The organism is Planococcus sp. MB-3u-03, assembly GCF_002833405.1.
Taxonomy (GTDB): Bacteria; Bacillota; Bacilli; order Bacillales_A; family Planococcaceae; genus Planococcus.
Genome location: NZ_CP025135.1, coordinates 754,690 through 779,176 on the forward strand (window position 1 = coordinate 754,690; position 24,487 = coordinate 779,176).

25 protein-coding genes and 1 pseudogene are annotated in these 24,487 nt (G+C 47.2%); 13 read left to right on the plus strand and 13 right to left on the minus strand.

What is annotated here, in order from left to right; all coding sequences use genetic code 11:
- Nucleotides 1-117 precede the first annotated feature (117 nt).
- Nucleotides 118-450 (plus strand): hypothetical protein, encoded by a 333-nt coding sequence (locus tag CW734_RS05010; RefSeq protein WP_101189694.1) that lies wholly within the window; start codon nt 118-120, stop codon nt 448-450.
- Nucleotides 451-476: 26 nt separating this feature from the next.
- On the opposite strand, the gene arr is transcribed toward CW734_RS05010, so the two are convergent.
- Nucleotides 477-893: an NAD(+)--rifampin ADP-ribosyltransferase gene (arr, locus tag CW734_RS05015; protein ID WP_101189695.1), complete on the minus strand. Its 417-nt coding sequence runs from the start codon at nt 891-893 to the stop codon at nt 477-479.
- A 255-nt stretch (nt 894-1,148) separates the two neighbouring features.
- On the opposite strand from arr, the gene CW734_RS05020 reads away from it, so the two are divergent.
- Both CW734_RS05020 and CW734_RS05025 read left to right on the plus strand, forming a co-directional pair.
- Entirely contained in the window at nt 1,149-2,135 is a 987-nt protein-coding gene (locus tag CW734_RS05020; protein ID WP_101189696.1) for an aldo/keto reductase, read from the plus strand.
- 174 nt (nt 2,136-2,309) lie between these two features.
- A complete protein-coding gene (locus CW734_RS05025) occupies nt 2,310-2,792 on the plus strand; it encodes a hypothetical protein (protein WP_101189697.1) in 483 nt (160 codons plus the stop codon).
- Nucleotides 2,793-2,868: 76 nt separating this feature from the next.
- On the opposite strand, the pseudogene CW734_RS05030 reads toward CW734_RS05025, so the two are convergent.
- Nucleotides 2,869-3,555, minus strand: a pseudogene (locus CW734_RS05030) (AIM24 family protein).
- 149 nt (nt 3,556-3,704) lie between these two features.
- Here CW734_RS05030 and CW734_RS18645 point away from each other — a divergent pair.
- The 5 genes from CW734_RS18645 to CW734_RS05050 all read left to right on the plus strand — a co-directional run bounded on the left by CW734_RS18645 (nt 3,705) and on the right by CW734_RS05050 (nt 8,093).
- Nucleotides 3,705-3,869 (plus strand): hypothetical protein, encoded by a 165-nt coding sequence (locus tag CW734_RS18645; protein WP_232787158.1) that lies wholly within the window; start codon nt 3,705-3,707, stop codon nt 3,867-3,869.
- Nucleotides 3,870-3,945: 76 nt separating this feature from the next.
- On the plus strand, nt 3,946-4,467 hold the full coding sequence (locus tag CW734_RS05035) for an aspartate dehydrogenase domain-containing protein (protein WP_232787159.1): 522 nt from the start codon (nt 3,946-3,948) through the stop codon (nt 4,465-4,467).
- Between the two features lie 99 nt (nt 4,468-4,566).
- A complete protein-coding gene (locus tag CW734_RS05040; RefSeq protein WP_101189698.1) occupies nt 4,567-5,451 on the plus strand; it encodes a proline iminopeptidase-family hydrolase in 885 nt (294 codons plus the stop codon).
- Nucleotides 5,452-5,555: 104 nt separating this feature from the next.
- On the plus strand, nt 5,556-6,236 hold the full coding sequence (locus CW734_RS05045; RefSeq protein ID WP_101189699.1) for a protein kinase family protein: 681 nt from the start codon (nt 5,556-5,558) through the stop codon (nt 6,234-6,236).
- A gap of 171 nt (nt 6,237-6,407) precedes the next feature.
- Nucleotides 6,408-8,093, plus strand: a complete 1,686-nt coding sequence (locus CW734_RS05050) for a peptide ABC transporter substrate-binding protein (RefSeq protein WP_232787160.1) — start codon at nt 6,408-6,410, stop codon at nt 8,091-8,093.
- Nucleotides 8,094-8,143: 50 nt separating this feature from the next.
- Here the strand turns inward: CW734_RS05050 and CW734_RS05055 are convergent, their stop codons facing one another.
- The gene (locus CW734_RS05055; protein WP_101189700.1) at nt 8,144-8,893 is read right to left on the minus strand and encodes a DUF2207 family protein; all 750 of its coding nucleotides are present in this window, start codon (nt 8,891-8,893) and stop codon (nt 8,144-8,146) included.
- A gap of 145 nt (nt 8,894-9,038) precedes the next feature.
- Nucleotides 9,039-9,815 (minus strand): DUF2207 domain-containing protein, encoded by a 777-nt coding sequence (locus CW734_RS05060; protein WP_157824123.1) that lies wholly within the window; start codon nt 9,813-9,815, stop codon nt 9,039-9,041.
- Between the two features lie 386 nt (nt 9,816-10,201).
- Between CW734_RS05060 and CW734_RS05065 the strand changes: the two genes are divergently transcribed.
- Complete coding sequence (locus CW734_RS05065; RefSeq protein WP_101189702.1) at nt 10,202-12,220, plus strand: alpha/beta fold hydrolase; 2,019 nt, start codon at nt 10,202-10,204, stop codon at nt 12,218-12,220.
- Between the two features lie 259 nt (nt 12,221-12,479).
- On the opposite strand, the gene CW734_RS05070 is transcribed toward CW734_RS05065, so the two are convergent.
- From CW734_RS05070 to CW734_RS05080, 3 genes are all read right to left on the minus strand, one after another.
- A complete protein-coding gene (locus CW734_RS05070) occupies nt 12,480-13,277 on the minus strand; it encodes a PH domain-containing protein (RefSeq protein ID WP_101189703.1) in 798 nt (265 codons plus the stop codon).
- Nucleotides 13,278-13,373: 96 nt separating this feature from the next.
- Complete coding sequence (locus tag CW734_RS05075; protein ID WP_101189704.1) at nt 13,374-14,009, minus strand: PH domain-containing protein; 636 nt, start codon at nt 14,007-14,009, stop codon at nt 13,374-13,376.
- Nucleotides 14,006-14,500, minus strand: coding sequence for a PH domain-containing protein (locus tag CW734_RS05080; RefSeq protein WP_101189705.1), 495 nt, complete (start codon nt 14,498-14,500; stop codon nt 14,006-14,008). Before CW734_RS05080 ends, CW734_RS05075 begins: the two co-directional genes overlap by 4 nt.
- A 181-nt stretch (nt 14,501-14,681) precedes the next feature.
- On the opposite strand from CW734_RS05080, the gene CW734_RS05085 reads away from it, so the two are divergent.
- Nucleotides 14,682-15,494: a hypothetical protein gene (locus CW734_RS05085; protein WP_101189706.1), complete on the plus strand. Its 813-nt coding sequence runs from the start codon at nt 14,682-14,684 to the stop codon at nt 15,492-15,494.
- A gap of 82 nt (nt 15,495-15,576) precedes the next feature.
- Here the strand turns inward: CW734_RS05085 and CW734_RS05090 are convergent, their stop codons facing one another.
- From CW734_RS05090 to CW734_RS05115, 6 genes are all read right to left on the minus strand, one after another.
- Nucleotides 15,577-16,605, minus strand: coding sequence for a DUF4097 family beta strand repeat-containing protein (locus CW734_RS05090; protein ID WP_101189707.1), 1,029 nt, complete (start codon nt 16,603-16,605; stop codon nt 15,577-15,579).
- Complete coding sequence (locus CW734_RS05095; protein ID WP_101189708.1) at nt 16,598-16,921, minus strand: PadR family transcriptional regulator; 324 nt, start codon at nt 16,919-16,921, stop codon at nt 16,598-16,600. The genes CW734_RS05090 and CW734_RS05095 overlap by 8 nt, the downstream gene beginning before the upstream one ends.
- 387 nt (nt 16,922-17,308) lie before the next feature.
- Complete coding sequence (locus CW734_RS05100) at nt 17,309-18,898, minus strand: ABC transporter substrate-binding protein (RefSeq protein WP_101189709.1); 1,590 nt, start codon at nt 18,896-18,898, stop codon at nt 17,309-17,311.
- 406 nt (nt 18,899-19,304) lie between these two features.
- On the minus strand, nt 19,305-20,189 hold the full coding sequence (locus tag CW734_RS05105) for a metallophosphoesterase family protein (RefSeq protein ID WP_101189710.1): 885 nt from the start codon (nt 20,187-20,189) through the stop codon (nt 19,305-19,307).
- 197 nt (nt 20,190-20,386) lie between these two features.
- Nucleotides 20,387-20,752, minus strand: coding sequence for a PH domain-containing protein (locus tag CW734_RS05110; RefSeq protein ID WP_101189711.1), 366 nt, complete (start codon nt 20,750-20,752; stop codon nt 20,387-20,389).
- Nucleotides 20,753-20,839: 87 nt separating this feature from the next.
- Nucleotides 20,840-21,262, minus strand: coding sequence for a DUF2975 domain-containing protein (locus CW734_RS05115; RefSeq protein WP_232787161.1), 423 nt, complete (start codon nt 21,260-21,262; stop codon nt 20,840-20,842).
- A gap of 1,362 nt (nt 21,263-22,624) precedes the next feature.
- Between CW734_RS05115 and CW734_RS05120 the strand changes: the two genes are divergently transcribed.
- The 3 genes from CW734_RS05120 to CW734_RS05130 all read left to right on the plus strand — a co-directional run bounded on the left by CW734_RS05120 (nt 22,625) and on the right by CW734_RS05130 (nt 24,481).
- Complete coding sequence (locus CW734_RS05120; RefSeq protein WP_101189713.1) at nt 22,625-23,062, plus strand: SH2 domain-containing protein; 438 nt, start codon at nt 22,625-22,627, stop codon at nt 23,060-23,062.
- 211 nt (nt 23,063-23,273) lie between these two features.
- The gene (locus CW734_RS05125; protein ID WP_101189714.1) at nt 23,274-23,705 is read left to right on the plus strand and encodes an excalibur calcium-binding domain-containing protein; all 432 of its coding nucleotides are present in this window, start codon (nt 23,274-23,276) and stop codon (nt 23,703-23,705) included.
- A gap of 137 nt (nt 23,706-23,842) precedes the next feature.
- Complete coding sequence (locus tag CW734_RS05130) at nt 23,843-24,481, plus strand: class D sortase (RefSeq protein WP_101189715.1); 639 nt, start codon at nt 23,843-23,845, stop codon at nt 24,479-24,481.
- Nucleotides 24,482-24,487 lie beyond the last annotated feature (6 nt).

The window sequence follows — 24,487 nt, forward strand, 5'->3', positions numbered from 1 at the left end:
CTATGTATGCGAAAACCACCCGTCACTTGGGTGGTTTTTTGCATGAAGGAGAATGAAGCGCAAGTGGCGAAATTTACCAGGTGGAAGATCATCATACGAAAAAGTGAGTGAGACATTGTGGAATTCAAATTGGGAAATGGCACGCTAATGCTGCCGGAGCTGCACATCACGGTGATGGCGATCATCATTATTTACTTGCTGGCCAAATGGAGCAAGGAGTTGGAAACCGGCCGCATTAAAATCTTCATCTATTTTCTAGTTGCCGCCTATGTCATGCCGGTTCTTTCATACAGCACTTTAGAGTACGACTTCCAACTATGGATTCCGGCCGGCTTCCTAGTGGTGTTCTTTTATATTTACCGGAAAGAACGGTACCATCCCGCTAAAATGAAGGCCAGTGTGCTTGGTCTGTTCGTGGCGATATACCAAATCGCTGGCCATATGTTTTAAAGCCCAGCCGGCGTTTTGAAAAGAGTTCAATCAATAATGGTTGCTTTGCCTTGTTCGCGAAGCGATTTCAGCGAGTCGAGCATATGCTTGATCTGCTCGTCGCTATGGCGTTCCCAGGAAGCGAGTTCCGCCACGATCTTCAATGGTTCTTTGGAGCGGTAGGAGCGTGTCGGGTTCCCGGGAAAGCGCTTGTCGGTCAAATTCGGGTCGTTTTCGAATGTGCCTGTCGGTTCGACAATGTAGATCCGTTCGGGCAAATCCGTGGCGGCGAGTTCCGCGCCCCATTTCGCCGCGTCGAGTGTGGCGGTGAAATAGATGTAATTGGATTTCTTGTCCTGGAAGTTGGATGAATTCTGAGATTCCAGCAAATCCCCGACTGTCAGTTGTGCTTTCGTTCCGTGGAAGAAAGGGCCGAGGTCCAAAACTTCTGTCGATTCATTCATCGTGTTGCCTCCTATTTTCTGTCTGATATCCTGAGTATAGGACAGCCCTTGCCAAAAAAGTAGACTGCCATTTATTTTTTCTTTGAGCTATACTAATAGTAGAGAGTAAGGCCGGCAGCCCGATTTTTCATTATTGCAATGAGAAATCGGGCTATTTTCATGCCTGCCGATAACTGGGGTTTCATTCGTTTAACGACTTCCTCAACGGGTAGACCTGGGTATATGTTTTAACTACTAAAGAAGAGGTGTTCACGAATGAAAAATGATGTAACGATCAAACATAAACTAGGACTTGGCACAGCGCCGCTCGGCAATATGTTCCGGGACGTGCCGGAAGACGAAGCGATGGCGACCATCGAATCTGCGTGGAACGAAGGCATCCGTTATTTCGACACGGCGCCGTTTTACGGGGCTGGGCTTGCGGAACTGCGGCTCGGTGAGATCTTGCCTTCGTATAACCGCGATGAATATTTATTGAGCACAAAAGTCGGCCGCATCGTGCTGGACGAAGAAGAAGAAAAAGAAGGCCTATTCGAATTCGGCCGCAAAAATAAAATCCTGACCGATTACACGGAATCGGGCACATTGCGTTCGATCGAAGACAGCTTGAAACGCCTGAAGACGGACCGTTTGGATATGGTTTATGTGCACGATATCTCACCGGACTTTCTCGGCGATGAATGGGTCACGAAGTTCGATGAAGCTCGAACAGGCGCCTTCAAAGTGCTTGACCGTCTAAGAGACGAAGGCGTCATCAAAGCATGGGGACTCGGCGTCAATACGACGACACCGATAGAAGTCGCGCTTGAACTGGAAGAAGCGCATCCTGATTTGAGCTTGTCCGCAACGCAATATACGCTGTTGCAGCACGAACGCGCACTGGAGCGCATGATGCCGCTTGCCGAGAAAACAGAGGGCGGCCTTGTCATCGGCTCGGCGTTCAACTCAGGAGCCTTGCTCGGCGGTGATCATTTCGATTACACGGAAATCACACCGGAAATCAAAGAGCGGGTGGCACGCTTTAACGACGTCGCCAAAAATCACGGCGTGCATTTGAAAGATGCTGCGCTGCAATTTTCAACGGCCCATCCAGCAGTCAAAGCTGTCGTCACCGGTTCGACGCGGCCAGACCGCATCAAGGAAGACTTAGCCGCACTGACAGCTGACATCCCGTCTGCTTTCTGGGACGAACTCGTCGACAAAGGCCTCGTTTCCCCAAAAGCTGTATTACCGAAAAAATGAAAATAGAAATAGAGAATGACAAAAGGTTCCGGTCTGCTGGCCGGAACCTTTTGTTATGGATGAAACGGTTATTTTTACCGAAATATGCGTTTAGCGATGAATTGCTTTATCTTTAATTTTACAAATTTGCCATTTGCTATAATATAGACTAGAGACAAAAACTGGAGGGCAAGAATGAGAACCTCAGCTAACTTATCAACAATAGCATTTTTATTAATCATCCTCTCCTTAGTAGCTGGCTGTGCCACTGTCGAAGAAAGCCCGAAAATTCTCTCTATTGAACACCGCGGAGAATACGAAGGGGTACTCGTTTCAAGCACCTATACTTCGGCCAAAACCGCAGGCTATGAAGAAACGTTCATCGAAGGGCCGGAAAAAGCCGATGAACTGATCGATCGTTTGAATGGAGAAGAGCTGATACAAGCGAGTGAAGCGGAACTGCAGGAAAGGGCCGATCTGCTCGAGCAGCCTGGCAGCTACCGGATGATGCTTTACAATATGCCGGCAGCTGACCGCATGGACGATCATATGTATTTGATTCACTTTTATAAAGATGGAACGATTCAAGTGGATCAAGAAGGCATCACGTATTTCCTTTATAATCCTCCAGAGGATTTGCTTTCGCAATTGAAACAACAGTGGAACATCAGCTTTTAGCACAAAATAAACTGCCCCGCGGCGATTAGGCATTTCCCTAATCGCCGCGGGGCAGTATTTTGTAGGTGATATGTCGTCAGCCCTGTGGTGCGTGGTAAATTTCCTCGAACGGCTGGACCACAACGAAGCCATTTCCGGAAAATTTCATCTGCACGGATTCTCCGCTGCCTCTGCCGAAAAAGCTCTTCAACTGTACATCGGTGACGAAATCAGGTTCCAAATTGCCTGACCAAGCGACAGTCGCGTTCGGATCGGTGAACACCGGCGTATCGGGCGTGACGAGTAAAGTGAGCGGCTCGTAATGGGAGGTGAAAGCGACCAGGCCGTGGCCTTCCAGGCGGACATTGAACAATCCGCCTGCCATCATTCCGGCGACGCGGCGCATCAATTTGATGTCCCAATCGAGCCCGTCTTGAAACGCGAGCAAGTCGTTGCCGTTGATGAAGATGCTTTCGCCTTCGAGGTCCAGAATGGTGATTTTCTTGCCGCTGTCCGCGACATAAAGCTTGCCTTGGCCGTTCGCTTTCATCAACTGGGCGCCTTCTCCGCTGAGCGCTTTTTGACGAATTTCCCGAGGCCGTGCTCGAGCATGCCTTCGCGCTCGAATTTGATATTGCCTTCATAGGAAATCATCGAGCCCGCCTTGGCCCACACTTGGCCGTTCAAATTCACTTCGAGCAGGCGGTCCGTTTCGAGTTCGAAAAATCGCGCTTTCTTCCTGTTTGGTTTGTTGGACAAATTGCTTGATGGAATACTTCGACATGAATGATTCCTCCTTTAAGTAGATAACAGCTAATACGTGCCAAATAGCAGATGGTTCCGATATAGGTGAGAATCAATCGATTTTGGAGGTAGTATTCTCTTATTTACGGGTAAAGAACAGCAAGGCGGTTTTAAGGATGGAGGATATCTGTGAACATCGGCATCATAGGAACCGGCAATATCGCGACCTTTTTGCTCGAACAGGTGAATGACAAGCGCATGGCAGATGGGCGGATCACCGCCGTGTTTGGCCGCAACGTGGAAGCCGGAACGCGTTTAAAGAACGCTTTGGCATGGAATTTTACACTGATTTAGGCGAATTTCTATCGACACCGGTCGATACGGTCGTGGAAGCTGTGACCGTGGATGCGGCGAGGCTGTTTTAAAACAGGTGGCTGAACATGAAAAAGACCTCATCGTCAGCAGCATCGGCGTATTCAAAGACTTCGAGTTCCTGGATGAACTGACGAAACTTGCGGAAACGAACGGCACAAAGATCTATCTGCCGTCCGGTGCAATCGGCGGTTTGGACGTCTTGCAATCGGCAAGGGCGTTGGGCGGATTGAAATCTGTCCGGCTTACGACCCGAAAATCTCCGATGTCACTCGGGATGGAGACGGACCGTGAACAAGTGCTGTTTGACGGGACGGCGTTTGATGCGGTGGGCGAATTTCCGAAGAACATCAACGTCGCGCTCGTGCTCGCCATTGCAGGCATCGGAGTGCACGAAACGAAAGTACGCATCATCGTCGACCCGAAGATTGAGCGCAATACGCATACGATCGAGGCACAAGGGGATTTTGGCAAGATGCAGCTGCAAGTTGAGAACAACCCGATGGCAGCGAACCCGAAAACCAGTTTACTCGCGGCCTTGAGCATTCTGTCGGTGCTGCAGAATAAAGCCATGCGTTGAGAATCGGAAGTTGATATGAATACAAGGGGAAAAAGAATAGTTTTATACATCATATAAAAGTTAAACAAATAGATACTTAGATGAGAAAGGGGTGAAAAAATGGAACATGTTAAAGAAGGATTCATTCCCGTGACTGGGGGCAAGGTGTGGTACCGGATTACCGGCAAAGGCCCCGGTATTCCGCTATTACTTTTGCACGGCGGGCCGGGAATGAAAAGCAGTGACAGCGACCCATTGCGGCAATTAGGGACAGAGCGTCCGGTCATCCAATACGACCAGCTCGGCTGTGGAAAATCGGAGCGGCCGGAAGATACTTCTCTTTGGACAGTGGACCGCTACGTTGAAGAGCTCGGGCAAGTGATCCGAGCGCTTGAGCTGGAAGAAGTCCATTTGCTCGGCCATTCCTGGGGGACGATGCTCGCCGCGTCTTATTTATTTACAAAACCTCAAGGCGTGCGCAGTGTCCTATTCTTGGGGCCTGCGCTCGATGGTCAGCGCTGGGAGCGGGACCAGCGCGCTTATTTAAAGCAATACCCCGAACAAGTGCAAAAGACAATAGAGGAGAGCGAAAGCCAAGGGACGACCGATTCAGTCGCCTACCAACAAGCGATGATGCAGTATTACAAAACCCATATGTGCCGCGTCGATCCTTGGCCAGACGAGCTGTCGGATGATCTCGATCAGCTGAACCCGAATGTCTATAATTATATGTGGGGAGCTTCGGAATTCAGGGTCACCGGCACCTTGAAACATTTCGATGCGACGGAGCGCCTGCATGAAATCGATATTCCGGCTTTGTTTACTTGCGGCCGGTACGATGAAGCGACACCTGAAGCGACAGAACATTATGCGAGCCTCGTCCCGGATGCGGAATTTCACGTATTCGAAAACAGCTCGCATATGCCGCCAGTCGAAGAACCGGAAGCTTATGTTGAAACCGTGCGCGAATGGGTCAACCGCCAGGAAATGAAGCCGGGTGCGTAAACGGATTAATTGTGAAACAGATGCTATGATAATAACGAACCGTGAGCAATGGCGGTTCGTTATTTTAATGGAAGAAAGCTTTACTGACCAGAGGAGAGATGGCCATGAATGAAGACCAATGGCAACTAACAGCGCAAGCATTATCCACTATAACGGTGACAGCACAGCCCGATAATGAACCAGTCGTAATCACTGGCATTGCCGAAGGATTCCGCTGCATCGGCGTCGGGACAGACGCCGCCGTGTTCCAGTCTGAGAACTTCCCGGAATATGCATTTAAAGTGTACGCAGAAGGCAAAAAAGATAAACTCGAAGCTGAAGCGAAGGTGTACGAACAAATCGGACAATCTGCTTATTTCTCGACTTGTTACGGAAGAGATGAACGCATGCTCGTGTTGAAATTCGAGCAAGGCCCGACTTTATTCGATTGCTTGCTGCAAGGCGTTTATGTGCCCAAACAGGCAATCGTAGATGTGGAAAAAGCGCGCGACTATATCCGCGAAATCGGCTTGAACCCGCGGGACATTCATTTAAAAAACATCATCTTGCAGGACGGGCGCGCGAAATTGCTCGACGTGTCCGAGTACATCAAGCCGGGCAACGATTTCCGCTGGGAGCACTTGAAAAAAGCATATCACGAATATTACCCGATCATCGACGGCAAACCCGTGCCATTCTGGCTGCTCGACACGATCCGCAAATGGTACCATCATTGGAACCGCTATTCCGCAAATTTCGAAGAATTCATGCGCATCGTGTCCAAACAATTGAATTACCGGAAATAATTTTAACGAACAACAGGCTTTCCTTAAGCGGAGAGCCTGTTGTTCTGTATAAAATAAATAAGTGATAATATCCACTCGATTAAATTCAAATTTTTATATTTTAAAGAAAATTATTATTTGTATATAATAAGGGAGGAATGCACTAGAGCGATAGACTTAGGAGGATTCATCATGATTAAACGAAATAAAGCTTGGGCTTTGGCGGTCACGGCCAGTTTGGCTGCACTATTGGCAGCGTGCGGCGGGGATCAGGAAAGCGCGACGGACACAGAAAGTACTGCAGCACAAAGCGAATTGGACAGTGTCCAGGAATTGCGCTTGACGACAGGATCTGGGGTTCCGACCATGGATTCCGTGATGGCGGACGATGCGGTATCGTTCACCATGTTGAACAATGCCGGTGAAGGCCTTTACCGGCTGGATCAGCAGAACGCGGCCATTCCAGCGATGGCATCCGGCGAGCCTGAAATCAGCGAAGACGGCCTGACCTATACATTCAAGCTGCGCGATGCGAAATGGTCTGACGGCTCGCCTGTGACGGCGCATGATTTTGTGTTCGCGTGGCAGCGGGCAGCGGACCCAGAAACAGGCTCTACTTACGGGCCATATATGATGGCGGGCACGATTAAGAATGCTGCGGCGATTGCACAAGGCGAACTGGATAAATCGGAACTCGGCATTACCGCGCAAGACGACCAAACGCTGGTCGTATCACTCGAACGCCCGATTCCTTATTTCCTGTCCTTGATGGCATTCGGTACGTTTTATCCACAGAAGGAAGCGTACGTCACTGAACACGGAGATCAATACGCTATGGATTCAGACAAGCTATTGTCGAACGGTCCGTTCGTATTAGCGAACTGGGATGCAACTGCAGCATCGTGGGAGCTGGAGAAAAACCCCGAATATTGGGATGCGGAAACGGTGAAATTGGATAAAGTCGAATTTAATATCGTCCCGGATCCAGGGACAGGGGTTAATTTATACGAAACAGGCGAAGCAGACCGTGCCGGCTTGGCTGGCGAGTTTGCTATGCAATACGCAGAAGATGAAGAAGTCGTGCGCGTACTCAAGCCGTCTGTCTATTATTTACAATTCAACCAAGAGCGCGAGGGCGAATCGACAGCGCTTGCGAACCCGAAATTGCGCAAAGCTTTGGCGCTGTCATTCAATAAACAGGATTTGGCAGATATCGTTCTCGCAAACGGATCGATCCCGGCAGATTTCTTGGTCCCGACGGAATTCACATTTGATGCGAATAATGAAGATTTCCGCCAGGTCAACGGGGATATGATGGAATTCAATGCTGAGGAATCGAAAGCCTTATGGGCAGAAGGCTTAGAGGAAGAAGGGCTGACGGAAGTGAGCTTGGAGTACTTAAGCGGCGATACGGAACTTTCGAAAAAAATCGATGCCTATATGAAAGACCAGATGGAAGGCAATCTGGAAGGCTTGACGCTCGAAATGAGCCAAGTGCCGTTCAACGTCCTGCTCGATAAAAACGAAGCGCAGGATTACGATATCCAAAGCACAGGCTGGGGCCCGGATTTCCAGGACCCGATTACATTCCTTGATTTGTTTGCGACAGAATCACCTCAAAACACGATGGCGTATTCCAATGAACAAGTGGATGCGCTGCTGGAACAAGCGAACGGCGAACTTGCCTTGAAGCCGCAAGAGCGCTGGCAAGCCTTAGCCGAAGTGGAGAAAATCCTCGTCGAAGAAGATGCGGCCATTGCCAATATGTATCAGTTCGGCAGCATGGCGCTCCAAAAACCGTATGTGCATGATGTCATCACGCATCCGTTCACGGGCGACTTCAGCTATAAATGGGCTTATATCTCAGGAAGAGAATAATAAAAAAGGAGGATGGCAGCTGCCATCCTCCTTTTATTTTAGGTATCATTTTAAAACGCGCCGGAGCCGCCGCCACCGCCGCCGACTCCGCCTCCAGTTCCGGCCATTCCGCCGCCGCTTGCGCTGGCGCTCGAACTCGCCGTGGTGCTGGCCGAAACGAATACGGCCGTCATAAGGATCGGGTTCATCGCGAAGCCAGAGACATCATTTGCCGGCTCAGCGGCTGTGAAGGCATTCGCTTTTCGCTCGGCCGTTTTCTGGTCGCTGCCGAGCAAGTACGCATAAGCGCGCTGCTTTTCGTCCATCGTCAGCCGCTCCCATTGCTCGCTCGGCAATTGTTCCATAGCGGTTTTCATGCTGCGCCATTCGTAGCGCACGCGATGGCCTTCACGCGTGATCGGCGAATAGCCGATCGCAAATCCGAGAGCGAGCATCGCAAGCGCAATAGAGACGGCCATCCAAGGCAAGAGCCCGTAAATGCCTGAAACGATGGCTAGTCCGATGAAGACCGCGCTCATGATGCCGACCGCCCAGCGCAGGCCGCTGTGTTTTTCGTAAAAGTCGTGCGCTAACACTTCGGCTCTCACTTCTTTATTCCATTCAGCAGTCGCTGCGTTGTAATCTTCGTGATTGCTTTCATTTTTCGTATAGATCTCAACTTGTTCCAGCGTGAACTCCTGGCCATCTCCGATCGTATCGAACAATAGCCCGATCAGCACCGCCTCGTGTGGATGGTCAGTGTTTCGGTCGGCTAGTGCGAAATGGTCTTCCGAGATTTGGCGAATCTTGCCTTTTCTCATCAAATCAAAATCGCCGCTGACATGCCGTTTGCTGCTACATACGTGGGATTCGTAAAATGAAGCAGCGCGGGAATGCTCATCGAGTCTTCAGGTACGAAAAATTCATAAGGACCATTTTGGACATCCCGTTTACGTCTCGACGCTTTCAGCCAAGCAAATAGTACGAGCCCGATGAGGGCGCGCCAAGTATCGCGATGGCGGGAATTCCGGCCGATTTCGCGATTTGCTGGTTGCGGGCGAATGCTGCTGCCTCGTTTTCGAGTTCTTCGCGATCATCTGCGAGCTCATCGCGCACCGTGCCGTCTTGCGCCGTGACGCCAGGGAACAATTCGGATTCAAAAATTGCTCGGATATCCGCATTTTCTTCGGCTGGCACATTGCCTAAATCGAAAATAGCGGTGCCATCTTCTGTAATGCTTGCTGTATCAAACGCCTCGCCGTATCCGAGCGCTTCAGTTTCAGTTGCTGAAGCAGGCGGGATGACCGTAATCGTCATATCGCCGTATTCGCTTTCGTTGCTTGCATCAAAGAACGGCCAGTAAAACTCGGCGCCGTCTTCAAACTTTTCGACAGCCCCGACGATCCGGTAGTTCAGCTCGACTTGGATCGTATCGCCGTCATTGCCTGAGCGGTAGATTTTGTAGAGGCCGTTTTCGACTTCCACTTCCAGCTCCCGGCGGCTGTCACTCGCGGTAAATTCCTCGATCGACGTTCCTTCTTTTGGAATCAAGCTTCTCGTGATGCCATTAAACCCATCTTCGAATTCGTACGTGAATTGTTCCGTGACATCTGCCGTACCGTCTTCATTCAACTGGGCTTCGATTTGCACTTCCGTAATATCGAAATCAACTGCAAACGCCTGTACCGGGACGAGCAGCAGGAAAATGAACAAAACGAATGCCAAAAAATTTTTTTTCTTCACGATTCATCACCTCTTAATATAGGAGTACGGTTGAGGGGAGAGAAGGTTTCATTTATGAACTGGCTTGAATAGTCGCCACGAGATTTTCGTAAGGGAGCTCTTCAAACTTTGAGGGCAGCGAGCTATATGAATGGAGCATATTATCCTTATTAATTAGAACAATTTGTAATATTTATTTGACAGCGCTTTCATTACCAAATATACTAGGTATAAGTTAATATCTTGTGAGGAGATTAGGAGACACATTATTTACTTTGGGGCGTGGACCAAAGATATTTAATGTGTCTTTTTTCGTCGCAAATAACAGTGCATGAAGGGGGACGGATAATTGGGAATGGGCTTTTAGGCGGTGCCACGGCTATCATTACATAAAAAAGGAGATTAGTATGAAGAAGTTTAAAAAATCACTTGTATTTTTGATTGTTGCTTTATTATTAGTGTTCATTGGCAGCGCAGTTGCTGCGCAATTCAATAGCTCGAGCGGGGAAGTGGATGTCTCAAGGATTTATTTTGAAACTGAACGGGGTGAATTGTCTGGGCTGCTGTACAAGCCGGACGGAGCGGACAGTGAAGCAAGACCGACATTGGTCGCAACCCACGGATATTTGAACTCGGGGGAAATGCAGGATGCCCAGGCTATTGAGATGTCCAAGCGCGGCTATGTGGTATTGGCTCTCGATCAATACGACCACGGTCACTCGACAGGCACAATGGAGAAGCCGGTCCCGTTTTTCTCGTTCTGGCCTCAAGCGATGTATGATGCCGTTCAATATATGTATGATCAGGATTACGTGTTGAAAGATGCGGAAGGCAACGGCATCATTGCCGTTTCGGGCCATTCGATGGGCGGGTTTTCATCTACGCACGCCGTCATGCTCGACGAAGTTGATTTCCAGGATTCAGGCATCCGCAAAATCCACAGCTCCTTGACGATGGGATCGGATTATCAATGGCTGAAAACTTTGGGCTACACGGATGAAGAAATCAATGCTTCCTACGGCCCGCGCATGTCCGGGAAAATTGCGGGCGTCTACGATGAATTTTTCTTTGATGCAGAAGCGTCGGCTGCCGGACAGCCCGTCGTGAAAAAAGATTATGTCAGCACAGCAGAAGGCTTGGGCTTCCTCGGCGGCTTGGAATCTGCGCAGGCGGGTGAGTTTTATGAAGTCGATGGTGCTCAGCGCATCATTTACCAGCCGAACGAAACACATCCGTGGAATCATTTCTCTCAGCAATCGACAGCACACGCCATCGATTTTTACGATGCTGCCTTTGCGGAATACGGAGATTTGGTGGCGATCGGCGACGACGGCCAAACGTGGATGTGGAAAGAATGGTTCTCGTTTGTAGCGTTGATCGGCTTTTTCTTATTGTTCATTCCGGTCATCAATTTGTTGACGAAATTGCCATTTTTCAACTGGGTCTACACCGAACGGCCGGCAGCCCTGTCAGCACCGAAAACACCAGGCGCCAAGCTTGCCGGCTATATTTTGCTGATCGTCGGTGCGCTTTATCCAGCCTTGTTCTTTACAGCACTTTATAGCGGAGATGCTACAGGAATGACTTTGCTTCGCCAGATCAGCATGATTACGATCGGATTGGCGGCATTGATTTTCATCTTCAGCTTTGTGAAAAATGGCGACAAATCTATCAAAACAGGATCGGGCCTTATCCTCGGGATCGGCATTGTGCAGTATATTTATTTGCGACAACAGGAACGCTTTTTTGCGACGACGGAATGGTTCGGCGCGGCGACGGTCAATCCGGTCGTCTTTTGGGCGATCAACGTGGCCATAGTAACTTTGATGATTTTGGTCGGCTACCATTTCGTGGCGAAAAAAGCGGAAGGCGCAAACTTTGCGAGTTACGGCTTGAAGGCGAATGCCAAAACGATTGTTGCCGCTTTAGCTACGGCGATTGTGGCTGTAGTGATCGGTTATGGCCTGCTGTACTTGGTCGACGCACTGTTCAAAGTCGACTTCCGCCTATGGACCTTGGCAGTGAAAACTTTTGAAGATCAGCATGTTTGGGCGCTTCTGCGTTATGCCCCGTTGTTCTTCATCTATTATTTCATTGTCGGGCTGTCCGTGAACGTTAATACGGCAAGCAGCATATATGATGGCTGGAAAGGCTACGGAATTTCCATCCTTCACTTTATCGGCGGATTGATTCTGTATCTTGCTTACCATTATGGGTTGCTGTTCCTGACAGGGACTGGCGGCTACCCTGCCGAATCCTTATCGTCGATCATTGTTATCGGGCTTGTTCCGATTTTGCTGGTGGCGGCCATTTACAACCGCTATTTCTTCAGAAAAACCGGCAACGTCTATGTTGGGGCATTCTTGAATACCATCTTGATGACGCTCATTACTTTGGCGAACACGGTTCTTTATACGATTCTTTAAATAGCAGGGCAAGAGGTGAACTTCATCTCTTGTCTTTTTTCTATCTGCTGAATTCCAGTAGATTCAAATGACAGAAAATGATCGTGAGCTTTTGGTTAGGTTGGGGTTTTTATCAACAATGCAGGCGATTCCGGTTTTCGAATACAGGGAAATGGATACAGCCGGTCAGTGCTGTGGCTCAACATCGCCTGCTCTAGCGGGATGTCCGCTGAGAGAACGAAAAAAAGCCTTGTTGCCCGCATATGGGCAACAAGGCTTTTTAGTTGGAGGCATCCAGTTTCACTTCCCTGATCCGACCGCGGTACCACAGGCGGAAAGTGCCGCTCAGAGCATCCGGCACATCTTCGAGATGGGAGGTGTGGATAGGCCGGGCGCGTGTGACCGTCTTGAGTGAAGACAGACCGAATGCGCGCTGGATGCGGTTTTGTTTGATTTCGACTTCGACAATCTTTTCGCGCTTGGTGACGAATAAAGTGGAAGTGAAGCCGCCGTCTTTCAACTGGATCAATTCATCGTTCAGTAAATAGCGGGTATGCAAAAAGTCCAAAATACGGGATGCAAATATGACTATCAGCAACAGGATGGAGGCGGTCCACCAAGTCTCAACGATGCCAAGGAAGTTCGGTTTGAAGTAAAACAGCGCGGCTGTGGCAAATAGCCATAACCAGCTCGGCTTGAGCATGCGTAACCATAGCGCACGGCGCGGCAAACGCTGCATGTCTTCTTGGATTTGATAGCCAGGCAGCAGGTCGGCAACGAGTGCATAGGCTTTTTGTTTCGGCAAAAAAGGATAAAGCGAGCTGATGTTCAAGTCTTCCGCGCCCATGGCCAGGCTGCCGGCGCTGATCAATTTCACTTCTGCAAGCCCAAGAACCCGCTTGGAGAAGGATTGTGTAATTTCCACGGCTTGCACGCGCTCTTTAGCGATCGAAAATGACGCTTCCGACACAACGCCTTTTTTGATGTAGACGCGCTCGCTATCCGAAGAAATTTCGTATTTACCATATTTGATAAACGTATGGATAATGCCAAACGTGAACGAAGCCGCAATTATCATTGCTACAGCACTAGCTATGATCCAAGGTGAACCTAGCAGGCTGGCAGCGATGCCGTCCAATCGCTCTTCAAGAGAGATAAATTCGGACACATTATACTAAAGCGAAGCAATCAGCGGGATAAGCAACAAAAAACTGAACGAGGTCATCGATGCTTTCAGTAAATCGCGCCGCGTTGGCTGAAAATGGATGACGCGCTGTTCCGGCTGTTTTCGCGGGGATGGCACATATTCAGTTTTGGAGCCATCTTCGGCGACAGTCGCCGTGTCCGGTTCCACTTCGAGCATTTCCTTATGTTCCTGGACTGCGGATTCCAAGCGCGCCGCTTCTTTTTTCGTCGCGACTTCGAAGTTCACGGTGGCATCTTCCCCGGCGATGCCGGTTTCAAAACGGATCGAGGTCAGCCCGAGCACACGGTGGAAAAAAGACGTGTGGCGGTTGATGTTCTGAACTTTGGAAAACGGGATCGACTGGTCGGTTTTGCTGAAAATGCCGCGCCTTAAATAAAAGCGTTGGTCGTCGAGTGCATAAGTGGACGTAAGCCAATTCAAAATGGCGGACACGATAGACCATACGAAAAACAGCAAAAACGCATAGCGGCCGTAGACGAGGAGCGGTCCATCATTGTCGGCTTGAAGGACGAATAAAATCAAGATGATGAAGATGGAGTTGCGGATCAATTTGCCGACTTTAAACAGAACGAGTGCTGGATGATGGCGCCGATTGTCGGTCATTGTTCCACTTCCTTGATTTTGGCGAACTGGGCGATGCGCTCACGCAGTTCGCCAGCCGTTTCTTTCGGCAGTGCCGGGATGGCATGGCTCGAGCCCATCGTTTCAACGGACAGGGAAGCGAGTTTGTATTTGCGCATCAACGGCCCCTGGGTCAGCGAAACGGCCTGGATTTTGGTCATCGGCACCAATTGCTCGGTGCGGCTCCAGATGCCGAATTGCAAATGCAAAAACTCTTCGTCTAAATCATAGCGCCAGCTTTTAAAGGTGAGCGGCGGGCTGAGGAACGACCACACCAAACCGATGACGAAAAAGACGGTTAGCGCTACTAGCACCCAGAAAATCCAGCTGTACCATTCAAAGCGAAAATCTAAATAAAACAGCACTGCAAGGACGATAAACGCGATGATGTTGGAAATCAGTTCTTCCATGCGCCAATATTTGACTGCATGAGGGGAGAGGGAATGCTGCAGAACGACAGATTGACCATTCATATAAAGTGCACCACCATTTTCATAAGATAGTATTCTATACGTATAAATGGCATTGAAGTTTCACTGATATAGGCAAGTTGACCTTTTAAGGGATAATATGGTAAAGTTACGGCCGATTGAATGGATAATGAGGATCTTAAAAAAGCTTCATTTGAAAACAGCCGATTTAAGGAGGACCATCATGCTTGCAGAAATGTACAAAAAAAGGGAAAAGCTTGCTTATGTCTTTTTGACGGTTACGTTGCTAGTAGCAGGCGGCTGGCTGATCTTTCAGACGCCCGATAGCAACCGGGAGTGGTGGGATCTGCTATTCTTTTTGCTGCCATTCGGATTGAGCATCTCGATTATTGTCATCAGCCGCTCGCATTACCTTAAAGTAAAAGACATTGAAATACCGCATTCCGACAAGCAGCTGCTGGAGCTGAAAGAGCTGGTCATCAAAAAAGATGCCACCTTTGTTCCGAGGCTTTTATTGTTTGAAAAAAGTGGTGGATTTATCGGCAGTGTGGAGATGGCTAATATTAAATGGTGGATGTATCCGATGCTGTTGAGGGACGCTTCACTTTTGACATGGTTTCCGATGACCTATCAATTTCTCGATGATGACGGCAAAATCCAATTGAGCTTCCGTAAAACAGGATGGTTTAAACAGTCCAAGCTCGAGATTTTCAGTGTGGAAAACAATATGCTCGGCACATACATACAAGAAGAATTAAAGGCATTCGTCAATATCAAAGGCAAATTATACAATGAAAGACAAGAGCTCATTCTGCCGATTCAGGCATCGGGTTTTTCGGGCAGTTTCAGCTGGAATGACCAGCAGGAGCGGCGCTGGGCTTATTTCTATAACGGAATGTTCCCACACGAGTACACGCATCTTTTCAGGGACATGCAAAATGATATTGTGGAATTATCCGAGGATATTGGTAAAGATGACAAAAACCGCTTGCTTGCGGTAATTGGCTATTTGTTTTTTACACGCATCAAATCGTGAATGAAGCAAAGCGATATGGATGAAATTTCTGTAATTTAAAAAGCTATCCATGAACCCTTAAGCGTTCATGGATAGCTTTTTTCTATACAAGTTCAACCGTAATGCTGCCATTATCCGACTGCAAATCCACCGCATGCTCGCCGCTGCCGAACACGCTGTGGCGGTTTTTTACGCCGAATACGGAAACCGTTCCCCAGTCGACATTCGCGCGAATCGTCGCGTTTTTTGGTTGCGCCTGGGTTTCGACCGAGATGGCACCGTTGTCGGTTTCGAGGCTGATTGTGCGGTCGAGGTCCACAGTCGACAAATGGATGTGCCCGTTGTCGGTTTTGGCGCGCACATTGCCCTCGATGTCTCTCAAATCGATGGCGCCATTGTCCGTCGACGCATGGAGTTCGTCGGCCTGGATGTTCCGCAGCTGGAGCTGTCCGTTGTCCGTGCCGACTTTCAGTTTCTTCGCCTGTACCTGTGCCAATTCGATATCGCCGTTGTCCGATTTGACGCTTGCTTGGTCCGCATTCATTTGCGTGAGTTCGATGCGGCCGTTATCCGTTTCGATGGATAAGTGGCGGCTGTCGAGGCGCTCGCCAGTGATCATGCCGTGGTCGGAATCGATTTGGATTTTGTCATACAGTTTCTTCGGCAAGCGGACGTTGAGCTTCGGTGATTTCATGCTGCCGGTAAAGCTGAAGATGCCCCATTTTCTCGGCTCTTCTTTCAAGGTGATGACGAGCGTCCGGTTGAGGATATCGACATTCAGCTGCTGGCGATAACTTTTATCGGTAATGTCTGCATACATCTTGCCGTCTTCCGAAGGGCCGATGGTAAGCATGCCGTTATCAATCTGGATGTCGACTTGATCGAATTTGTCTTCTGTCAGTTCATTCGCTGCCGCGCTGATGTCATTTTGGTTGAAATCAAAGGACTCGATCAGTTCGTCGGCGATTTCCTGCGGCGAGCCGAGTTCAGCAGCGATTTCGCTATCCGTTTTGCCATCCGTCTGGCCATTTGAAAAATACTCTTTGATGTCCTGAAGAATGTCATTTTGTTCTTCTTTCGGCAATCGTTTCAACGCTGTTTCAAGTTCTTGCAAAAATTGGTTTTCAGTCATTTTGCACACCCTCTTCAATTAGTTGGTTGACCCCAACAGTGAAACTTTCCCATTCTTCGAGCTGCTCCTGCAAATACGCCCGGCCGAGTTCAGTGAGCGAGTAATATTTCCGCGGCGGGCCTTCGCTTGATTCCTGCAAATAAGTGGTGAAATAGCCTTCCTTGGTGAGCCGCCGGAGCAGGGGATAGACGGCGCCTTCCGAGATGGCGATGCGGCTCGAGATTTTCTGAACGAGTTCATAGCCGTAGCGGTCTTGTTTATCCAACAGCACCAGGACACATAAATTCAACACGCCTTTTTTAAACTGGATGTTCAATGGGGTTTCCTCCTTTCACAGCTAGTGTTTTATAAACAGTAGTGATTAATGAACAATATATCATCTAGTATTGTTCAATGCAAGGTACTGAGTAGAATTAATTGAAAATTATTTTTTCTTTACTCAAATCTCTGTCCATAAACACAAAAAAGCTAGCTCCCATTCATTATAAAAATGAGAACCAACTATGTGAAATTACTTCTATGGAATTACAATTTTATTAGTAATGAAAAGATATGGAGCAAAACAACGGAGACTCCCGCGGGAAAGCGAGACAGCTGAGACCCCGCAAGAAGCGAAGCGACTGAGGAGGCTTGGCGCTCGCCCGCAGGAAAGCGTAGTTGTTTTGTGGAATATCGGTTTCACAGAGGTTTTAAGATCTCTTGATTATTCAAAATCGATTTCTGAGGTCATGACGCGTCCTGTCGGGTGAGGGTCAAAGCCGGTGATATTGTCTTTGCCTGCAAGCGACGGTGACGTATGGACAAGCGGGATGATCGGCGGATCGTCATGCAGGATGACTTGCGCTTCGCGGTATAATTCATTGCGCTCTTCCTGATCGGTGATGATCCGCGCCTGATCCAATAATGCGTTGAGCTCAGGATTATCGTATTGCGTCGAGTTGGTCGAACCGACATTGTCACCGTGCAAAAGCGTATAGATAAAATTGTCGGCATCGCCATTCATGCCGGTCCAGCCGAGCAGGAACGTATCCGCTTCGCCATTGATCGCTTTTTCGATATAAGTTGCCCATTCAAACGTGACAATTTCTGCATCGACGCCGATATCGGCAAAATTGGACTGGAGATATTCAGCGACCTTGGCGCCGTCTGGCATATACGGGCGCGATACCGGCATCGCGTACAGTTCCATGCTGAATCCGTCGGGGAGCCCAGCTTCAGCCAGCAATTCTTTCGCCCGTTCCGGATCGTAAGCGTACGGTTCGATATCATCGTTATAGCCTTCAACAGTAGGTGGAATGACGTTTTTCGCAGGGATTGCCCCTTCGCCGAAGAATGCTTCGACCATCGCCTCTTTATTCACCGCATGACTGAGTGCCTGGCGAACGAGTGGGTCGTCGAAGGGTTCGTGGGTCAATGTCATGCCGAGGTAGCCAAGGTTGAGAGGGGGACGGGAGTAAAGCTCGAGCCCAGCTTCTTCTTCAATCTGTTCATGGGACTCGGAATCCAAACCAGCAACCAAATCCACTTCGCCGCTCAGCAAGGCATTGAGTCGGGAAGAATTGTCCGGAATCGTGCGGAAAATAACTTCTTCGAGCTTCGGAAGCCCGTCGATCCAATAGTCGTCGTTTTTCTCCAGGGCGATCCGTTCGTTCGGCTGCCATTCCTGGAAAACGAATGGGCCTGTGCCGACCGGATTGCTTCTATAGTCATCCCCGAATTCTTCGATGGCTGCGGGGCTTGAAATCGACAGCGGCGTCAGCGCCAAGTCTTTCAATAATGTTGGTTGCGGACGCTTTAATTGAATTTCGACCATGAATTCATCAACCGCCGTGACGGATTCGATATTATGGGCTTCATCGCCTGTATAGCCGCCGAACACTGTACCGTACATCGGGAATTGGTCCCCGCTGCCGTTCATCCAGCGGTCGAAGTTAAAGGCGACAGCGTCTGCATCAAAATCGGTGCCGTCGTGGAACTTCACGCCTTCACGGAGCGTGAAGGTATGGGTCAGCCCATCGTCTGATTCCTGCCATTCGGTCGCAAGCATCGGTTCAACGGTCGTCTCGCCTTCCGCGAAAGTCGTCAATGTTTCGAGTACGCTTTGTGCGACGTTTTCGGATTCATTATCCGTCACTTCGGAAGGATCGAGCGAGACGGCATCGCCGCCGCGCGCAAAAATAAGCGTATCTTGTTCGGTCGATTCTTCGCTTCCGGAATCACCACCGGAACACGCCATCAAGAGAAAGGGGGACATGGTCAACAGGGCAAGCATTTTCGTGGATCGCTTAATCATTGAAACACTCCTTTTGTGTAAATTATTTTTTGCAACATAAGTAAAAAAGTAATTCACTATGTATAACTGGAAGGGCGGCTTGAGAAGTATTAATAGTTCTTGTTATGCCATTCACACAGTTTTCTATGTGCCGAGCCAAGAATTAATAGGCTTTTCGTTCAATAGGCGAGAGGAAAGCTAAAGGCCGCCTTGCATAAGTATAAAGTATAATCATTTAGTTTTGTGATTATTTAAACAATTTAGTTATTTAATATCATATTAAAAAGACAATTTTGTCGAAACAAGAAAAAGATTAAGGCATTCAGATCGATTCATAGATTTCCATGTCCAATAAAAAAGATGGCACCAATCCAATGGGAAATTGGCGCCATCCTTTTTCTTCAATTTCTTTTTAACTTGGCAGAGATTATCTCGTCTTGATTTTGTGTATGTCGTGTAAATCCAGTCCAGTAGCAATCGGCGATGAAGCCGAAAGCGGAATCGCGTATTTCACATCGGCCTGGGTGCCAAGAGGGTGGGGCTTCAGTTGAAAGTGATCGATGGCTGTACCGATCATGTGTGCTGCCGTTTTTAATTTTGGATCCATTAAAGGAATATAATCGATGGCAATTAATGACTCGGATACGTCAATGATTCGGACAGCCTGTTCGTCCAAAACAGCGGCTATTTGGAGGAATGTCCACTGTTCTCTTGCTGCGATGGAATTGTAATGATTGTGCCCATTTACGTACAGTCCAGCACGTTGCTTCGGTTTCAGCAATTCCCACATCGGGATGTCTGGCGCAATGCAACGTTTTTCTTGTTCGGAGTTTTTGGTTGTTCCATGTACAGGATGGTGGCCGAAGACAATCAGTGGGAGGTCGCCGGATTCATGGACTACATTTTCAAGCCATTGCTGTTGAACAAGATCCAAAGTGCCGCCCCAGTCTTCATAATTTTGTTCTTGGGCGGTATCTAGAAATGCCAATGTTGCATGTTCTGTTGAAATGGTATGAAAACGCTCTTGCTGTGTGATATGGAGGACATTTTTTCGGTTCATGGCATAAACGTCATGGTTGCCAAGCACATGCACAAATGGTTTTTGGTGCTGGCGAATCATGCCATATATATCTTCCAATTCGTCAGCTGAGCCAAAATTCGTCAAATCACCAATAGAGACATACAAGTCTGCCGGGATCGAGAAAAACTGTTCCATGAAGGACTCAAAAAATGACTGCCGATCTTCTCGGATAAAAGCATAGCTCTCTTTTACCGAAGGAAAATGCAAATCTCCAATCACTGCAATTTTCATTCTGTTCAACAACTCCTTCTGCCTTTAGTAACACCAGTATCTCAAACGGCTGCTAAGCTGCGGTAAACACAGTGTAAAGAATTGTGAAAGTATGGATTAAGTCGCAGTTGAAGAATGGAATCGCTTTACGAATTGCAAAGGATAAAAAAGCTATACCTATCCATCCATGAGACGTTTAGGTATAGCCCAGTAGAAAGTTACAGAATCGCTTCCGCAATAATCTTATCCAGCTTGCGGATATCGACTTTCTTATTCAAATTCAGCTTAAAGTTTCCGGCTCTTGTCCAAAGCTGGATTTCCGCGTTGGCATCAAAGGTACCGGCGTTTTCGGTCGAGTACATATTGATTGATGCGAAGGGAATGGTGTAGACTTCGACTTTTTTACCGGTCAAGCCTTGCTTGTCGGAAATGATGATGCGCTTGTTTGTGACGACAGCGGTATCGCGCACCGTTTTATAAGCGACTTTCGCTTGTTCGCTGTCCACCAGCAAGTCCTTGACCGAGTCCGGTACATCAATTTCCTGCAGGAAGGTCCAGCCCATCATTGCATTCAATTCTGCCATTTGAATTCCCCCTATCCATTGTTGATACCAGTATGGCATATGTCGGAAAGAGGGGCTATAGAAATGAACGGGCTATTCGAATGACGGTCATACGATTAAATTGTTGCTCGACTTCATTGCAATTGCATCTTTCAGCAATCTTCGCAGCAAATCGGCAAAAACCGCCACGACCGCAGAAGCGAGTGTGCCAATGACTCCGAGCGTGATGTCATCATCGATGAACAAGATCGTAGCCAGTTCGCCGAGTACAATGAAGAGGATAATCGCAAGGGCGCAATACTTGATGATAGTCAGCGCCTTAAGTGCCGAATCCGAAAAGGCTTCACCGCGGTCAATGTAACCGAGCAGTTTGAAGGTTTGATAGAACGTGACCAGGATTGGGGCAAAGAAGATATAAGCCGATATCAAAAACGGGTATTGAAGATATGCCGTTTCCGGATGCAGCGCCGCATCCCTTTCGGCCATGCCCGGCAATCCGAATACATATAGCGCCATCACACCGAAGGTCATCAGCAGCAGAACCCTTTCAAAACAGCGTCGCGGCATGTTTAGCTCTCATGGGAACCCTCCGTTAATGGTTGTTATACTGAATTTAACAGAAAATTTATCGATTATCAATAAATAAATATTGAAAAGCGATACATTAGAAACTTTATAGTGATAGTTTAATAAAGAAAATATAAGATTGAGGACTCACTATGTAATAAGATTTTCGGCTAGCGAAATATTAGCCTTTATGAAGGTGACAGTAATACTGCGAGCGCTATTAAATTATCAGTACAAATAGGTAGAATTTCTTCGGTGATTTGAATCTTTAAAAGTAGTTGGGGAATAAAAGTTTAGATGAAGTAAATAAATCGGCACATCTTTTAATTATCTAAGGTGAAGAACTTTTTAAAAGTCATAAAAATACATCTAGCTATGTTTTATTAAGGCTAGATGTAAAGTTATAGTGTTCTAAAATTGAGTCAGTGTATTATAAATAAAAGTGTAATTTTGTACGAGTTGTTGCTTTTATTTTATTTTCAAAATTAACCGATCTAAATATACTTCGTTTAGTAAACTTGCCAAGTAGAGTTGCCTGTCAGCCTTTGTATTAATAAAAATTTCAGCAAAAGCATTTAAAAACGTGAAGTCCAAAACTTAGTACAAAGAACATACTAAACAAAGCAACTATTAATGTTAAGTCTCCTTCATAGTCTTGATAAATAAAAGTTGATAAGAGAATTACAACGGGGAGTACCAAATTGAGAAAAGGAATTAGATTAAATGACTTTCTTGATTTACTCCCTGCTAATTCCATTTGTATTGCTAATTTTTAATTTGAGAAGAGTGATTGATATTTCTTTCTTTCGTAAGAAATTCAAACATAGACTCCTTTTCTTTCGGTCTGGCTTCAATTTCATGGGATAGCATTAATGAATCTATCTTTTTATTACTAAAAAGTCCAATAGATAATAGTAATAAACCAATGATATACTAAGCGAGCATTTATCATGAAAGCGATAGTATCTGCAATCATTAATCCGATAACAGTGAAAAATAAACTCCATTTTTCCCTATGATATGGTAACCTCTTTTTGTTCTAAATTTTATTATAACGAAACTCATAAATTTCTCTTATCAATAGACTCCTCCAGATAATTATCTAAATTTCTAATACGTATAAGGTTAGAAATAGATTCAAATTAGAAGTAAAATTTTCAAAATTATTCGTGTTAAAACTCCTCTCAAAATCTAATCTAATTCCCTGTAGCGTAAAGGATGAATTTCTAATAGTGAAGTCACATCTCTAAATTCTTTCTTGAAACCTATTATTTATACCTATTGATAATTAATTAACATTTATTAGCTAAATTGAGGTAATAAAATATGAAGTCGTCGAGTCGAAAAGAAATGATGGACTGCCTGGATTTCTTCATCGGCACTTGGGCAATCGAAGTGTTTCATCCAGAGCTTCAGCCAACACCGATTGCCGGGGAGACAAGCTTCGAGTGGCTGGACGAGCGTTATGTCATTCAGCGCACGAAAATCGACAAGGCTGAATTCCCGAGCAGCATGATCATCTACGATTGGGACGATGCGAAAGGACAATACGTGCAGCATTATTTTGATTCACGCGGCGTGACGCGGTTATACGAGATGAGTTTTCAAGAAGATATTTGGAAGTTATGGCGGAACGAGCCCGATTTCTCACGGCTCGATTTCCATCAGCGTTTCAGCGGCACAGTGAATAGAGCGGGAAACCTTATCGAAAGTTCCTGGGAAAATCAGCAGACGGTATTCAATGGGAGCACGATTTCAAGTTGATTTTAAAAACAGTAAAGAGCAAAAGCCTTCCGGATTGCTTGGAGGGCTTTTGACTGTGTAAATGAAAATTTGGAAGTAATTAATGAAAGACAGGACTTTTGATGTCTTTATGAGGATTATGACAAAAATATCGAAAATGATGTTGAGTTATTTGTTAATTCAGACTATTATTTGTATAGAAAGAAAATAAAGGAAATGGAAGGAGAATAATATGAAAAAGGAATTGCTGGAATTTTATGGGTTCACTTTTAGTGATGGGGCTTCTTTAAACGTAGCTGCCGATGAACACGACGACAAGAACTGTGATGATTTCTCAAGCCACGAAGAAGTCATGGAATTTTGGTACACAAACGGGTATAGTGCAGAAAACGACCCGCACGACCTCGACCGTGATAATGACGGACTCGCTTGTGAAGTCAGCCAGTCAGAATACGATGATTATGTAGCGAGCCAAGAAGCTGCCGGATCTAATGACGAAGCTTCTGGTGATCAGGAAGAAGCTGTAGAAGAGGATGAGGAAGGTGCAGCTTTGCCGGATACCGCTTCGAACGGTCCTCTCATGATGCTGTTCGGCGCTGGAATTGCCGGGGCAGGATCATTGCTCTTATTCCGTAGAAAGAACCAAACAGCCGAGCAGCAATAGGCTGTCTGTTAAGCACTCATACAAAAGAGCAGCGGGATTGGATATCCGCCGCTTTATCCGAATCTAAAAAAGGACTGTCCTTGAAAGTCATGATCATGACCTTTTGGGGCAGCCTCTTTATTGCGAGGTGATGCTAGATGAAGCGTTGGTTGGGCTTGGTGCTCCTGTTTATTGGTTTAAGTATTGTCATAGTGAATTTCTTGGAATGGAATACCGGCCATACAGCTGCGCAGGATTTCACTGAAAAAGAAGCGGATAAAGTAGCGGAAGTGGCACACACACTGGAAAAGAAAATGATCTTTACACCGCCTTCCATCGAAGAGCCGACTCCCGTGTTCACAAGCGATATTCAAGAAGAGGCGGGTGCGAATATCGCTACACTGCTCATCCCCAAGATTGAACAAAAATATTCTATCTATTGGGGAACGGACCCTTCAACCTTGACTCAAGGCGTCGGCATGTTCGTCAGTGATTTAACGACGGTGCCCGGTGGTTATGGACATACCGTTCTAAGCGGCCATCGGGATACGGTCTTTACTAGATTAGGCGAACTTGAAAAGGCCGATTTGCTTCATGTGCAATATGACGATGAAATTTTTATCTACGAGGTCACGGATACGTGGATTACGCACGAAGACGATCGAACAGTCATAGTCGAAAAAGAGGAATCTACTCTCACTTTGACGACTTGCTATCCTTTCGACTTTATCGGCTATGCTCCGGATCGGTATATCGTCCAGGCCGAGTTGGTCGCTGAACGAAAAATTAAGAACTAATAATTG

Excerpts from the sequence above, each read along its gene's own strand:
- CW734_RS05065 (WP_101189702.1), top strand. The coding sequence starts at position 10,202 with ATGAAGAAGTTTAAAAAATCACTTGTATTTTTGATTGTTGCTTTATTA.
- CW734_RS05090 (WP_101189707.1), bottom strand. The coding sequence starts at position 16,605 with ATGACTGAAAACCAATTTTTGCAAGAACTTGAAACAGCGTTGAAACGA.
- CW734_RS05050 (WP_232787160.1), top strand. The coding sequence starts at position 6,408 with ATGATTAAACGAAATAAAGCTTGGGCTTTGGCGGTCACGGCCAGTTTG.
- CW734_RS05080 (WP_101189705.1), bottom strand. The coding sequence starts at position 14,500 with ATGAATGGTCAATCTGTCGTTCTGCAGCATTCCCTCTCCCCTCATGCA.
- CW734_RS05120 (WP_101189713.1), top strand. The coding sequence starts at position 22,625 with ATGAAGTCGTCGAGTCGAAAAGAAATGATGGACTGCCTGGATTTCTTC.
- CW734_RS05105 (WP_101189710.1), bottom strand. The coding sequence starts at position 20,189 with ATGAAAATTGCAGTGATTGGAGATTTGCATTTTCCTTCGGTAAAAGAG.
- CW734_RS05125 (WP_101189714.1), top strand. The coding sequence starts at position 23,274 with ATGAAAAAGGAATTGCTGGAATTTTATGGGTTCACTTTTAGTGATGGG.
- CW734_RS05130 (WP_101189715.1), top strand. The coding sequence starts at position 23,843 with ATGAAGCGTTGGTTGGGCTTGGTGCTCCTGTTTATTGGTTTAAGTATT.
- CW734_RS05025 (WP_101189697.1), top strand. The coding sequence starts at position 2,310 with ATGAGAACCTCAGCTAACTTATCAACAATAGCATTTTTATTAATCATC.
- CW734_RS05075 (WP_101189704.1), bottom strand. The coding sequence starts at position 14,009 with ATGACCGACAATCGGCGCCATCATCCAGCACTCGTTCTGTTTAAAGTC.
- CW734_RS05045 (WP_101189699.1), top strand. The coding sequence starts at position 5,556 with ATGAATGAAGACCAATGGCAACTAACAGCGCAAGCATTATCCACTATA.
- CW734_RS05110 (WP_101189711.1), bottom strand. The coding sequence starts at position 20,752 with ATGGCAGAATTGAATGCAATGATGGGCTGGACCTTCCTGCAGGAAATT.
- CW734_RS05055 (WP_101189700.1), bottom strand. The coding sequence starts at position 8,893 with ATGAGAAAAGGCAAGATTCGCCAAATCTCGGAAGACCATTTCGCACTA.
- CW734_RS05115 (WP_232787161.1), bottom strand. The coding sequence starts at position 21,262 with ATGACCTTCGGTGTGATGGCGCTATATGTATTCGGATTGCCGGGCATG.
- CW734_RS05100 (WP_101189709.1), bottom strand. The coding sequence starts at position 18,898 with ATGATTAAGCGATCCACGAAAATGCTTGCCCTGTTGACCATGTCCCCC.
- arr (WP_101189695.1), bottom strand. The coding sequence starts at position 893 with ATGAATGAATCGACAGAAGTTTTGGACCTCGGCCCTTTCTTCCACGGA.
- CW734_RS05085 (WP_101189706.1), top strand. The coding sequence starts at position 14,682 with ATGCTTGCAGAAATGTACAAAAAAAGGGAAAAGCTTGCTTATGTCTTT.
- CW734_RS05070 (WP_101189703.1), bottom strand. The coding sequence starts at position 13,277 with ATGATAATTGCGGCTTCGTTCACGTTTGGCATTATCCATACGTTTATC.
- CW734_RS05020 (WP_101189696.1), top strand. The coding sequence starts at position 1,149 with ATGAAAAATGATGTAACGATCAAACATAAACTAGGACTTGGCACAGCG.
- CW734_RS05040 (WP_101189698.1), top strand. The coding sequence starts at position 4,567 with ATGGAACATGTTAAAGAAGGATTCATTCCCGTGACTGGGGGCAAGGTG.